Source organism: Acinetobacter sp. 742879 (assembly GCF_000588535.1).
In the GTDB taxonomy this organism is placed as follows: domain Bacteria; phylum Pseudomonadota; class Gammaproteobacteria; order Pseudomonadales; family Moraxellaceae; genus Acinetobacter; species Acinetobacter pittii.
Genome location: NZ_JFYC01000002.1, coordinates 330207 through 343889 on the forward strand (window position 1 = coordinate 330207; position 13683 = coordinate 343889).

At 41.1% G+C, this 13683-nt stretch carries 8 protein-coding genes; 5 read left to right on the top strand and 3 right to left on the bottom strand.

Going from position 1 to position 13683, the window contains the following annotated elements:
- Nucleotides 1–68 precede the first annotated feature (68 nt).
- Together J690_RS09345 and J690_RS09350 are read right to left on the bottom strand one after the other, a co-directional pair.
- Nucleotides 69–3767, bottom strand: a complete 3699-nt coding sequence (locus J690_RS09345; protein WP_032035426.1) for a UvrD-helicase domain-containing protein — start codon at nucleotides 3765–3767, stop codon at nucleotides 69–71.
- A 3-nt stretch (nucleotides 3768–3770) separates the two neighbouring features.
- Nucleotides 3771–7406, bottom strand: a complete 3636-nt coding sequence (locus J690_RS09350; RefSeq protein ID WP_032035427.1) for an exodeoxyribonuclease V subunit gamma — start codon at nucleotides 7404–7406, stop codon at nucleotides 3771–3773.
- Between the two features lie 169 nt (nucleotides 7407–7575).
- Between J690_RS09350 and J690_RS09355 the strand changes: the two genes are divergently transcribed.
- The gene (locus J690_RS09355; RefSeq protein WP_005079307.1) at nucleotides 7576–8082 is read left to right on the top strand and encodes a hypothetical protein; all 507 of its coding nucleotides are present in this window, start codon (nucleotides 7576–7578) and stop codon (nucleotides 8080–8082) included.
- Between the two features lie 22 nt (nucleotides 8083–8104).
- Here J690_RS09355 and pap read toward each other — a convergent pair whose 3' ends face one another.
- Nucleotides 8105–9523, bottom strand: a complete 1419-nt coding sequence (gene pap / locus J690_RS09360; RefSeq protein WP_005065911.1) for a polyphosphate:AMP phosphotransferase — start codon at nucleotides 9521–9523, stop codon at nucleotides 8105–8107.
- Between the two features lie 209 nt (nucleotides 9524–9732).
- Between pap and J690_RS09365 the strand changes: the two genes are divergently transcribed.
- The 4 genes from J690_RS09365 to J690_RS09380 form a co-directional block, all read left to right on the top strand.
- Nucleotides 9733–10440 (top strand): DUF8198 family protein, encoded by a 708-nt coding sequence (locus tag J690_RS09365; protein ID WP_032035428.1) that lies wholly within the window; start codon nucleotides 9733–9735, stop codon nucleotides 10438–10440.
- 147 nt (nucleotides 10441–10587) lie between these two features.
- Nucleotides 10588–11535: a bifunctional demethylmenaquinone methyltransferase/2-methoxy-6-polyprenyl-1,4-benzoquinol methylase UbiE gene (gene ubiE, locus J690_RS09370; RefSeq protein ID WP_002114829.1), complete on the top strand. Its 948-nt coding sequence runs from the start codon at nucleotides 10588–10590 to the stop codon at nucleotides 11533–11535.
- A gap of 11 nt (nucleotides 11536–11546) precedes the next feature.
- Complete coding sequence (locus J690_RS09375) at nucleotides 11547–12215, top strand: ubiquinone biosynthesis accessory factor UbiJ (protein ID WP_032005102.1); 669 nt, start codon at nucleotides 11547–11549, stop codon at nucleotides 12213–12215.
- A gap of 12 nt (nucleotides 12216–12227) precedes the next feature.
- Nucleotides 12228–13683, top strand: a 1456-nt coding sequence (locus J690_RS09380; RefSeq protein WP_032035430.1) for an ABC1 kinase family protein, incomplete at its 3' end; no start/stop codon positions are given.

Sequence of the window (13683 nt, forward strand, 5' to 3'; positions counted from 1 at the left end):
TTATAGACAGGCTTATCCACATGCCAAATATTTGTTAATATTAAAATTACATACTTTATCAGCATTTTTCATGCAATTTTATCCTCAGCAAAATACCCTAAAATGGCATCAAGACGCAGAATAAACTCAATGCTAGGTTGCCAGTAATAATAGCCCTGCTCAGCTTCACCATTCATGCCACGTAAATAAAGATAAGTTGCCCCACCTAAGTGTTGCTCAATTTGGTAATCCTGCATTTTGACTTGCAAATAGCGATGTAATGCAACGAGATATAAGCCTGCTTGTAGCCAATAACTTGCTAAAGACATGCTTTGGGCAATGCTATCGCTACGATAATCTGCAAGATCATCACCTAAGTAATTACTTTTATAATCGGCAATGTGGTAACGCTGCCCATCAAAGTAAACCAAATCGATAGAACCATTAAGGTAACGCGCTGAACGAGCCTCAAGTAATTCCGGCATATTCAAACCATACTCAGCGAAAAGCTGCTGAATACGTGTCATCGCTAAAACTCGATCTGAGAGTGCTAAATAAAAAGGAAACTCTGACAAATACTGTTCTTGTTGAAGTTGATTTAGCCGGAAACCTTGATAAAGCGGTGTTCGCAAAATATCTTTCAGCCAGTCCGCAACTGACTGGTAAAGCAGATTCTCGGCGTCCTCTTGGTCTGGGAAGCTCTCGTTATATTTATTAAGTAAATCTTGCCAAAGGCTACTATAGTCATTTTTAAAACGACGACGTATTTCTATGATCCACTCATCTGAACATTGAAAATCGATATGCTCAAATATTTCATGTAAGAAATTACCAGCAAGCGTTCCTCGCGGGAAGTTACTCTTGATCCAGTCAATCGGCTGAGCACCGATTGCTTCAGCAGTGTTGATTAAATCCAGCTCATCTTCTGCTAATACAGCATCATTGCTCTGACTCGCCAATAAATCTGTGCCAGCCTTATGTTTTAAATGCTGTGCCAAATAACTGAAACTGGTTTTACCTCTCGAATAAAAACGTTGTTCAGGAAACCGTTGTGCTTGTATTTCAATAATACTTGTTTGTTTGGCTAAATGAATTGCCTGTGGAATCTGCTCCAAAACCATTTCATCCGTACAGCAACGGTGTTGAAAAGGCTCAGTCCTATTTTTCCAAAACGCGAGGCCTGATACTGATTTACCATCCCCATCTTGTAAAAGCGCATAGACGCGGTGGCTTGCTCGCGTTAAAGCGACATACCAAAGTCGATTCTGTTCAGCGAGCGCTCGTTCTTCGTGCTGCTTAAGTTCTATTTCATTCAAATAAGTCTTGTCAGCAATCGCAACGACACGTTGAGTCAAAGTCTGGTTTGAGTCCGGTTTGACAATATCTTGGGTCGAAAAATTGAGTGTTTTATTATTTTCTCGAAAGGGCTTATCTGCACCTAATAAAAATACAATCTTAAATTCCAGCCCTTTTGACTGGTGAATTGTCATGAGCTGAACACCAGCTTCACTCGATAATTTACGTTCTAACTCCCAATCACGGTCAAGAGGAGAACGCAACTGTTTGAGATACCAGTGATAAAGGTTCTGAGCACCTGAGTATTTCTCACTGTGCTGACTCAGAATTTCAGTTAAATGACGCAAGTTCACCACAACCCGTTCATTATCTTTACTTTGGGCAGAGACCAAATTTTGCCATATATCAAACTGGATGAGGCATTGTTGCCATGCCACTAAAAAGCCTTGAGCGGACCACAACTCTCTAATCGTGTCAAAACCAGTCATAAACTGGCTTAACCCTTCGGCTGTCTGCTCAAGTTGCAAGAGTTGTTTTAAATCCATGGCAAATAGACGGCTAATTAAAGCTCGCTTCACTTTTGCCTCATCGTAAGGATGAAGTATGGCGGTCAACAAAGCACCCACATCTTGAGCAATCGTGCAGTCGAAAACACTTCGTTTTGATGGCCTATTAACCCGAATTCCTAAACGCTCTAGCTCAAATTGAACTTTATCCAACCCATCATGATTACGAGACAATACCGCAATATCATCTTCGTTTAAGACTTGAGTCTGAGCATCTTTTTGAAAATATAGCTGTCCAGCATGTGACTGGTTAAGTAGATCTCGAATCTTCCATGCAACTTGCTGAGCCTCTGTTTCTTTATCTTTGAGCATTAACCAGCGCAAAGGGTGAGGATTATGATTGTTCTGCTCAATCAGTACAGGATGAGGTCGAGTGCCCGCTCGAATTGGGTCATATTGAACCTCTTCACCAAAGTCGATTTGCCTTTGAAATAAGGCGTCGACCACTTCAACCAGATCTGCAACGGAACGATGGTTATGAATTAACTTATATTCGCGGCCATGTTTGGCTTGAATATCTTTATAGGCATTTAAAAAGGTAAGCATATCCCCACCACGGAAACCGTAAATTGCCTGTTTACGGTCACCCACCATAATCATACAACCTTTTTGGTAGCGCTCTGGATGGCGCCAAATGCTCGCTAGCATGTCGTCTTGATCTTGGTTAGTGTCCTGAAATTCATCAACCAAAATTAAGGGATAACGTGCCTGAACAAATACAGCAAAACGCTGCCCCTGCTCACCTTTTAAAGCTTCAGAAAGTGTACGAATTTGCTGAGAAAAAGTAGTTTCACCTTTATTTTGCAAAACCTGAGGTAAACGTTTTTTCACCTCTACACATAAATAGGCTTTTAAAAAAATATGAAGCTGGTCGAACTGCTCGGCGTAGTTTTTTAACACACCAAATAACTGCTGAATCTGTTGAATACAAGGATGCTGATAGAAACCATCTGAAATTTCAGCAGGACATTTCTTAAAAACTTTCTGATCGGCAAGTTGACCTAAAAACTTAAAAACAAGTTCTCGTTGTGCGGCTAATGACCCATCAAAAACCAAAATGCTGTCGCTTTGCTTTAGAACTTGTAGTAGCTGCGGTAAACATTCACTAAATAGTTTATTAAATGCCCCATTTCTAAATACTGTCCCGCTCACATGTTTATAGTGCTCGCCATCAAGCGAGTAATATGGTTCTAGAAGACTGATATCAATTTCTGCTGCCAGCTTTTTGAGCTGAGCAAGCTGTTCAAACTGAATGGTAGGCTTTTCGGGGAGTTTAAAGTGAGCCGAACTAAAATTCAGTGAGTCTTCGACCAGTTTGACAAAACTATCGACACTTTTTAATTCACCCGCCAGATACAACGCATCAATCACGGTCTGAGGTTGAGACTGTATCCATTCACGCAGTACATCATGGATCAGTTGCCGACTATAAGTTTTGGCATCATCGGTGATTTGAGCGCGCTCAATTTTGCCACTCTCAAAAGCAAACTCACGTAATAGTTTTTGGCTAAAGCTATCGAGTGTCCCAACAAATAACTCATCTAATTGATCTATAACCAGTTTTAAACGTTCACACGCATAGGCAATACGCGTCGCAAAATGCTTTAGAATGTGCTGGAGTAATAAGTCAGGTTCTTGCTCTGCCTGCTTAAGTAATTCTTGTTCTGTAAAACTACGCTTGGCATCTAAATAACGGTACGTTTCAACCAAACGGGCACGAATACGGCTTTTTAACTCGGCAGCGGCTGCACGGGTAAACGTAGTCGCAATGACTTGTCTAGGCAAGTACTTTTCAAGAAAGATACGGACCATCAAACTTGATAAGGTATAGGTTTTTCCTGTACCAGCCGAAGCTTCAATTAAGTGTAAACCACTAAATTCAATATCAATAATAGGTTGATAAGACACCTGTACTCTTGAGTTCATGCCTTACTCCGAATGTTGAAATTGAAAAACTGGATGATACAAATCATATGCAAACTCATCACAAGCATGTTGAAGCAAAGCTTGCGCATCTTGTTCTTGTAAAATAAAGCTCCAGTCTTGATGCAACTTACAAGCTTCATTTTGAGTCATATCCATCGTGGTAAATGACCCTGTTTCATTCCAGTATTTTAGCAGCTCAGCATAGCTCTTCTCATCCAGTTTTGCTTTTTCTGTCTGATTTGTTGTTTCCCACTGATATGCTTTAGCTTTTTCTAGCGGCTTTAATAATAAGGCTGCTGGTAAAACCAATGGTTGTTGCTGTGCATGGCGCCAGATTTTAAACCATGGTTGTAAATATTGCCGAGCTTGCTCAGAACTAATCCCACTACAAATCACAGTTTGATCGCTAAAAACCACAATACGGCGCTTTTCAGCTCCTGCACTACCCTCATTCAAATAAGCTAACCAGAGCAGATATTCTAACCAGACTTTAGCACGTCTTTTTGCCCGAGCGCTTGAAGGTTCCATACTCACCCAGTCCCGAGTTTCAGACTTCGGAACGGTAATATTCATATGAAGCTGTTTAGCAATTCGCCAAATACGCTGAGTTGTTTGTGTCACTGCTGGTGCATAACGATGAAGGCGTTCAAGCAAACATTCTTGCTCGAACACACCTTGTTGCCATGCGCTATATTTGACTTTACCTACAGGCAACTGATCAATTAATACTTCAGGTTGTGCTTGCTGTTCAGATTGTTGTAAAAAATGTCGAATCGCATAACGCCCTAAACCATCTAATAGCAAAGGTTCATTTTGGTCGAGCACTCCGACACTTCCTAAGTTTTCTACCCCTAAAGTTTTTAAATAGAGGCGTGCAGGGAATGTTACATCCTGTATCCACTGTTGGCTCTCTAAAACCAACATGTCCGGTGCTTGTAGCGGATAGGTTGTGTTCGCCCAAGGTTGACGGTTTCCTGAAACTTGCTGAATTTGTGAAGCGACCTTAAACCAATGATCTTGATAGCGAATAACACTTTTTTCTAGGGTAAAACCTTTCGGGTCGAATGGCTGTAAATCATGTAAGTGATAGAGTTGTTTTAATTGTGATGGAATTTCAATCCCTTCAATAACGACACTTTCAGGTACACCGTCTTCAGCTTTCACGATCAAGGCAAGATGTTCACGGAACTCTTGAAGAATACTCGAAGGTTCTCGCACCTCGCCATCGTTCACATCAAAGCCGTTATAAAACAGCCATAAATTTTCTTGGGCTAATAATAAAGCATCTAAAAACGCCCCTTGATCATCTTCAAGTCGAGAGCGATCGCCTAACTGTTGACGCAGTGCATCCATTAAATCAAATGGAACATGGGTATCGCGGTTTGGAAATTGCCCTGCATCAAGATTTAGCATGACCATTAAACGATAAGGTAACGGTCGAATGTGTCCAATTTGGGCAAAAGTAATTTGCCCAGTCGGCTCAGCTTGCGCACTTTGACTTTCTAATGTCCGTTGAATTTCTTCAATAATATAAGGTAGTGGCAAGGTGATTTTGCGCAAAGTTCCTGTGTCTGTCTCGGCGTAATAGCTTGCGAGCGTCAACATTCGCTCTTGTTTTTTAACAATTTCCCTCACAGCTTTTAGAGCAGCAACACCGACCTGCTCAAATTCAACAATATCTTTGCCCAGCACTTGGAGCCAATATTCAACCGTATAGACTTTTCCTTGTTCATGCAGAGTCAACCAATCACGCCGTTCATTCAAATCTTGATAAATCTGAATGAGTGTACCCACCAACTCGAAATCGCTCGGTTGAACTTTGGCATAACTCAACACCTGATTAAATGTCGCATGCGCAGGCACAGCAATGCCAAGTGCCAATCGCTCTAAAGCAAATTTAAAGCTATATCGATAATCATCATCACCGTCACACAAACTACGTTTGAGATGCTCTGCGTCAAGCCCTCGTTTAAAGCCGGCATCGGCAAGTAAATTTAGAATTCGCTCAACCTGAACATACTCAAGTTCATAACGTTGCTGAGTCGCATGCAAACTTAACCAATCAGCAAAATCATCAAAGCTAAAACGGCCCTGCATCAGTTGAATACGCCCAATCACGGCACGCCAAGCATTCAGTGCATCAAGTGATGCAACACCTGCAATCTTTACTGGCAAATGCACACCCTGCTCAGTGGCAGTAGCAGGAAATACACTTCGAATTAAAGGCTCTATGTCGGCCAAATTAGGAACTAGAACTAAAATATCGTTTGGACGGCGCGGCTGTTCATGCGGTTTAGCCAACCAACAGATTAATTGCTCTTTTAATACTTCAAGTTGACGTAGAGTCGAATGACAAACATGAATCTGAATAGAGTCATCATCGGAAGCAAGCTCATATTGTTTAGCTTGAGGCTCCACTAAATGCAAAATATCTGACTGAACTTTACCAAGCAGACTTTCAGGGAAATCATCCACAAAAGCGTCAACCCACTTACCCTCTTCACCCGTAGATAAATTCGATAATAAAGAAAAGTGGTCGCGGGCTTGTTTACCCAATCGGGTTAAAAGCGGATGTCTGGACTCACGCGCTTCAGCATTAAAGTTGAGTGTAAATTTATTAAAGAAATCACTAATTTCAGCATCAGTAGCCTTTGGATTTTTCGCAATAAAACGCTCTTTTACCCCTAAGTCATAACGCTGTTTCCAGAGTGGATCGACACTATCGGCCCAATATTCTTGTGAAGGGTTATAGTGCAAAATCAGTACATCAACGTATTGGCCTAAACGGCGCAAGAACTGTAACTGGCTTGGCGGCAAATCTAATAACGTAAAGATCACCACCTGATTAGGTAATCTTGAAATAGCACGCTTACTGCGGTCTGGATGATCTAACTCTTGCCAAAACAATGCATCAATTTGCTGCATCTGCAAAAAGTCATCATGAAAATGTTGTTGCCATAACCAACGCTGCCAACGTTCTAGCTCCTCAGTTTGATGTAATGCAAAAGCAGTCACTTCTTCATCTTTTTGCACAATATATTTTTCAATATCTAGTGCTCGGCCCTGCCCCCAAGCAGACAACCAGTTTTCCGGACAGGTACAACTATTTTCACAACCACGCTGACACTGCCCACGATAAATCATATAGTTACTAAATAGATCGGCAACCTGCTCAGCGACCCAGTACAGCATTTTTTGTTTTTTTAATTGTTTGTCTATGCCTTGTTCGAGTCGATCTGCGCTGTCATAAATACGCTGAACAATAGAATGTAAAGGATGCGACGAATCTATACTTATCGTGTCAGGTTGAATGAACTCGTGCAAAGCTTGATGCACCCGCCATTTAAAAATTAAACGTGGGATGTTCGCTTTACGAACCTGTTCTTTATGCGCAGTTAAAACTTGCTGGTAGGCGTACCACTGGAAGCCACGTACCCGTTGGTGAAACTGGTAATTAGCACTCATGCCTTGCTGTTCTGCAAGTTTTTGTATCAGCCACTGCTCGACCGCAGGACTTGGAACAATAAAATGCTGGGTTTTCAAAACCTGTAATGGATGCGTTGAAGCTTGAGATGTAGACGTCAATACACCTTGCAACAACACATCAATACGTTGACTTTGAATAACATGAATCCCCATTTATTTCATATCCTGCTTGCATAATTTATGCACAAAATCATAAACATTCATTACTATACAACTGAATCTGACTATGTCACGTTGGTTTAAACACAGCATAATTTAACTTTAGGTGTCACTTACACTTGGTTTAAATGACGCCCTCAAGAAACTTATACAGGTAGACATTATGAAAATTGACAAGATTCCTGACTATATTGATCCTAGCCTAAATCTGGAACAAATTCGCGATGAGTGTCATGATCTCATCAAAAAAAGAGCTTACGTCTCAGCAGGAGCGGCAATTGTACCGATTCCTTTTTTTGACGTGGCAGTCGATTTGGGAATTTTGTCGTACCTTATTCCAGATATCAATTCCCGTTTTGGCTTAGCACCTGAACACGTGAGTGTCTACGACCCGAAAACTAAAACAATTCATTGGGATGAACTACGTAAACGCGGTTTTGAATTTTCAGGCTTTGTAGTAGCGCGTACTACAGTTAAAAAAACATTTAATGGCTTTCTTGGCAAAATCGTAACGAAACAGGTGACTAAATTTATACCACTAGGTGGGCAAATTGTAGCAGCAAGTTTGGGCTATTTCATGATGAAAAAAATAGCAGAAACTCATCTAAATGATAGTTATAACCTTGCAAAACGTATTCAGCAAAAAAGCCGTAGCACTATTGTAAATTAATGTTTGCCTTGTAGCTGAGAGCTTAGTCTGCTCTCAGCTGTTTTAAAATGGCCTTCAACACTTCTAAACGTGCCGTATATTTATCATCGGTTGCGACAATATACCAAGGTGCATATTCAGTACTAGTTCGCTCAAACATATCTGCGGCCGCTTTTAAATAATCGTCCCACTTATCACGATTACGCCAATCCTCTGCGGTAATTTTAAAGCGTTTATGCGGTGTTTCTTCTCTGGCCTTAAAACGCTGCTCTTGCTCATCTTTACTAATCGCCAGCCAAATTTTTACTACAATCGTTTGACTATCAAATAAATCTTTTTCAAAGCGGTTTATTTCATCATAGGCACGCTGCCATTCTAAAGGTGAAGCAAAACCTTCGACACGTTCAACGAGTACACGTCCATACCATGTCCGATCAAAAATCGTGATTTTTTCGGCCTCATTAATGCGGTTCCAAAAGCGCCATAAGTAAGGATGACGTGCTTCAAAACGTTCAGGTGCTCCAATACAGTGAATATCATATTCACGCGGGTCTAGGTTTTTAACGATTCGCTTAATGGCCCCACCTTTACCAGCAGCATCCATGCCTTCAAAAGCAATCACGACATTGCGTTTATCAAAACGCATGGCATCGGCAATTTTTTTACTCAGTTTATCGAGCTCTTTTTTATATTCAGCTTTTTCAAGTGGTTCATTAGAAGGTTTTAATAAACTCTCTGGAATTTTAGCTTGCTGCCATTTTCCTTTAACTTCAGTTTCATGCTCTGGAAGTTGACGCATGTGTTGTAAAAGATATTGAGCAAAAAACTGATCACGCTGCTTTTCATCTTCGCCATCAATAATGTACCAATCATCGGTAAAACGACGGCGTAACTTTTGCAAAGTGTCATATTGTTTTTTATTACGCCAGTCTAGACCATGCAGCTTATGCCAGTGTTGCTCTGACGGATCTATTTTATCTAAACGTTTTTGCAGCGATTTCCATGATAGATCGAACCAGACTTTAACCACATCGACATAGTTATTTTTTAAATCTTGCTCAAATGCCCGCATATTTTCAACGTATTCATCAAAACGCGAATCATCTAAAGGCTCGGAAACATGCGTTGCGGTGACGAGCAAATCGCTATACCAGTTGCCAAACATCACCACAATTTGTCCTTCAGTCGGAATAAACTCCGAGTAAGATTGCCAAAATGCTTCTGTATCTGTCAGCACACGTGGCGCGTCTGCTTTGACTCGTAAATATCGTGGATCTAGCCATTCACGAAGTTGTTTAACAGCCTCGCCTTTTCCAGCCAGTTCAATACCACTCATTAATATCAGTGTGCTTTTAGCGTTAGGTTTGCCCCGACTTTCTTTTAACGCATATTGTGCTTCAATCAAATCGACTGAAAGCTGTTCTTCATCACGAATCTCAAATTTTGGTTGTTGTTCACTCATAGTCCACGACTCTAATCTTTTATTGTTTAATTTCGATGATCTTTAACTTATGCGGTTAAATGATGAATTGCTATACAAATTATGTCATTGCAATAAAATTCTGTTTAAAAATTGACGCATGAATCATTTTTTTTACATCTACTCGCCATAGTACAAGGTTACAATGCCTTTTATGATTTTTTGCAAATAGCCCAATATTAGAGCCTTAAATGTCTAAACTCGCTGCTTTTGATGATCTTTTACAACAATATAAAACATTTAATTATCACGATAATCCTGTGCTTGCCCAACGTTTGCAAGATGTACAAACATGGTTAAAAGAGCGGATGAAAGATACGCATCATGACTTTTTTAATCTGCCAGCGCACAAGCTCATGTCAGAGTACTTTTTAAATCGTTTATATGGTGGCCCAGAATTTGATGCTCTTGCAGCTCAAATCGAACGCTTATTGAAATATGCGCATAAAGCAGAAAAAGTCTTACCTGAGAATGCAATTAAAACAGGTACTAAATCAGTAAGTTTGGCTGTACTTGCAACCCAACTTGATGAGCAAGTAGCAATGCAACTTCTTGAGGACTATCCGGCAGATACAGTACTCACTGATGAGATTATGCGTTTAACCTTAATCAAGCTCGATCAAGCAGAAGTGCGTTATCAACAGCTTGCCCTTCTTGATGATTTAGGAGCAGCGCTCGATAAATACATGCGCTCATTTATGATGTTTACTGCTTTTAAAATGTGTAAAGGTATTGCCCAAAAATATCACTTCGAATTGATGTATGATTTCATTCAAGATGGTTTTAGTGCGATGAAACCGTTAAAATCAGCCGAGATCTTTATCAAGACTTTTACTGAAAAAGAACGCCAGATTATTGAAAATGTACATTCAGGGCATCCGAATCCGTTTAGAGTGTGATAAGGTCGGCACATAGAAAAACTCAACCTCACGAAGTTGAGATTTTATTCATTATATTTGCATGATGATGCCTGTAAAAATAGACAAAATCTGTCATCATGCAGAACTTATTCCGTTTCACTTGAGTTTGAGTCTAGGAGAGACAATATGTCTAACGAAAACCAAAAGCCAACATCTCCAACTGAGCAGGCACAAAGTTCAGACAAAGTTAGCCCATTCCTAAGCTCACCTTTACCGCAAGGTACCCCTCAAGGGCAACAACAAACTTTACAGCAAACCTTAACAGACACGCCTGTGAATGGTTCTGTACCGAAATACAATTTACCTCGTGGTGCTGGTAATACTGGCAACGTTGGTGAAACCACACACTTTGGTTACTCAACTGTTAGAACTGAAGATAAAGCACAAAAAGTTGCAGAAGTTTTCCATTCAGTTGCAAGCAAATATGACTTGATGAATGACTTGATGTCATTTGGTATTCACCGTTTGTGGAAACGTTTTGCAATTAACATGTCTGGTGTTCGCCGTGGTCAACACGTGTTAGACATTGCGGGTGGTACAGGCGACTTAGCAAAAGTATTTAGCCGTGAAGTTGGTCCGCAAGGTCATGTTGTACTTTCAGACATTAACGAATCTATGCTCAATGTGGGTCGTGACCGTCTAATTGATGCAGGCTGTACCAATGTTGACTTCGTTCTTGCCAATGCAGAAACATTAGAACCTTTTGCAGACAACAGCTTTGACCTTGTAACAATCAGCTTTGGTTTACGTAACGTGACAGATAAAGACGCAGCACTTGCATCTATGTTCCGTGTGTTAAAACCAGGTGGCCGTTTACTGATTCTTGAATTTTCTAAACCTGTATTTGAGCCATTCTCAAAACTTTATGACCTCTATTCATTCACTGCTTTACCGATTATGGGTAAATTAGTTGCAAATGACTCAGAAAGCTATAAGTATTTGGCTGAATCAATCCGTATGCACCCAGACCAACGTACTTTAAAAGGTATGATGGAAAATGCTGGCTTCCAGAACTGTGACTATCACAACCTTACTGCTGGTATCGTTGCCGTTCACCGTGGCTTCAAACTGTAAGGGATAACGATATGTGGTCGATTCTGGCACTCGGTGCAGTCGAACGTATCATTCATCATCTGATCGATCTGGATGCGGTTACTCGTATTCAGCTTAATCAGTTACAGGGCAAAATGTTGCGTGTTGTGATTGATAGCCCGCAGCTTTCTGTCGATGTATTCTTTGACCAAGAAAAAGTACGTCTTGAACCTACTGCAACAGGGCACAGTGAAAAACCTTCTATTTTTGAACAACGCCCTTTTGATGCGCAATTCAGAATTTCTGAAGCAACTGCAACTTTGCATGTTAAAGATGTCATTGAACTGATTAAATTATTGGTCAGCGATCCAGACCAGATTGGCAATATCCCATTGCAAGGTGATTACCACCTCCTACAGGATATTCAAAAGATTATGCAGCAAGCTGAACCAGATTTAGCTGCGCATTTATCAAGATGGGTGGGTCCTCAACTCGCTCATGAAATTGGCAAGATTCAACTTGCACCAAAACATTTAAAACGCTCCGTGCAAAGCCATCTGTTTTTTGCTGAAGACGCATTAAAAGAAGATAGCGGCCTATTTGCCCCTCGCTGGGAAATGGACGACTTAACTCAAGCAACGCGCAAGCTTAATCAAGACATTGACCGTCTTGAAGCAAGATTGCAGCAACTCAATGCACAACTACAACCCTCTCAAGACTAGGTAAGACTGTATATGATTCCGCACGTTTCACGTTTACTCGAACTTTGGCGTATTGCAGCGCACTATAGACTCGATACGTTGTTCCCTGCGGATGAATTACCAGTTAAAGCTCAGCATGCATTAAATATTATTAAAATGCACCCTGCTGCATGGTCGAGTCGTGAACGTAAAAATCCTTTAAAGCTCAAAGAAGCTTTAGAAGATATGGGACCACTTGCAATCAAGCTCGGTCAATTACTGTCTACTCGTCGTGACTTGATTCCACCTGAGGTGCTCGCTCAGCTGGTTTTACTTCAAGATCAAGTAAAACCTTTTGATGGAGATGTTGCTAAACAACGTATTCAAGATTCGTTAAAAGCTGACGTTAATACATTATTTGCTCGCTTTGATGACCAGCCATTAGCTGCCGCATCAATTGCCCAAGTGCATACTGCTGCATTGCATGATGGTCGCGAAGTCGTTGTTAAAGTCACTCGCCCTGACATTCGCAATCAAATCTTACAAGATTTTGAAATTTTGGCATGGTTAGGCAATACGCTAGAAAGCCGCCTTGAAGCTGCCCGTGCGTTGCATCTCACCGAAATTATTCAAGACTATCGCCAGATCATTTTAAATGAACTGGACTTGAGTATTGAGGCAGATAACCCCCGCCGTATGCGCCATTACTTTACTGGCTCAACCATGATGTATGTGCCAGAAGTCTACATGGACACCAAAGATGTCATGGTGGCTGAGCGCATTACTGGTGTGCCTATTTCAGACACGGCAACCTTTGACCGTCTAGGTATGGACCGCGCACAACTTGCAGAAAAAGGTTTAACCATTTTCTTTACGCAAGTCTTCCGCGATAACTTTTTCCATGCAGACATGCATCCCGGTAATGTCTTTGTAGAAACCATTAATCCAAGCAATCCACGCTTTATTGCACTGGACTGTGCGATTATGGGTGAGCTATCTAAACACGACCAGATGACGGTTGCCCGCATGTTGCTTGCTGTCATGAACAGCAACTTTATGCAGCTTATTCAAATTGTGCATCAAGCTGGCTGGATTCCACCGGGTACTGACCAAGATGCTTTAGCACGTGAAATGCGCCGCACTGTTGGGCCAATGGTGTCTAAACCAATGGATCAACTTGATTTTGCGGGTATCTTAATTCAAGTCATGGATATTGCTCGACGCTTCCATCTTGAGATACCACCACAGCTCATGCTGCTACTCAAAACTTTAGTGCATGTAGAAGGCTTAGGTACTGATCTTTATCCGCAGCTCGACATCTGGAAATTGGCAAAACCAATTTTGACGGAATGGGTCAAATCCAACATGAACCCAGTCAAAAATGTAAAAGAGCTTGGCCAGCAATTACCTGACCTGCTTTTAGGCGCTCAAGATTTCCCAAGCTTAATTATTGATAGCTTAAATGGTTTAAAAAATCAGTCGGCTTGGCAAGACCGTCAGTTACGCGAAA

Coding starts and splice junctions, on each gene's coding strand:
- J690_RS09345 (WP_032035426.1), bottom strand. CDS start 3,767: ATGAACTCAAGAGTACAGGTGTCTTATCAACCTATTATTGATATTGAA.
- J690_RS09350 (WP_032035427.1), bottom strand. CDS start 7,406: ATGGGGATTCATGTTATTCAAAGTCAACGTATTGATGTGTTGTTGCAA.
- J690_RS09355 (WP_005079307.1), top strand. CDS start 7,576: ATGAAAATTGACAAGATTCCTGACTATATTGATCCTAGCCTAAATCTG.
- pap (WP_005065911.1), bottom strand. CDS start 9,523: ATGAGTGAACAACAACCAAAATTTGAGATTCGTGATGAAGAACAGCTT.
- J690_RS09365 (WP_032035428.1), top strand. CDS start 9,733: ATGTCTAAACTCGCTGCTTTTGATGATCTTTTACAACAATATAAAACA.
- ubiE (WP_002114829.1), top strand. CDS start 10,588: ATGTCTAACGAAAACCAAAAGCCAACATCTCCAACTGAGCAGGCACAA.
- J690_RS09375 (WP_032005102.1), top strand. CDS start 11,547: ATGTGGTCGATTCTGGCACTCGGTGCAGTCGAACGTATCATTCATCAT.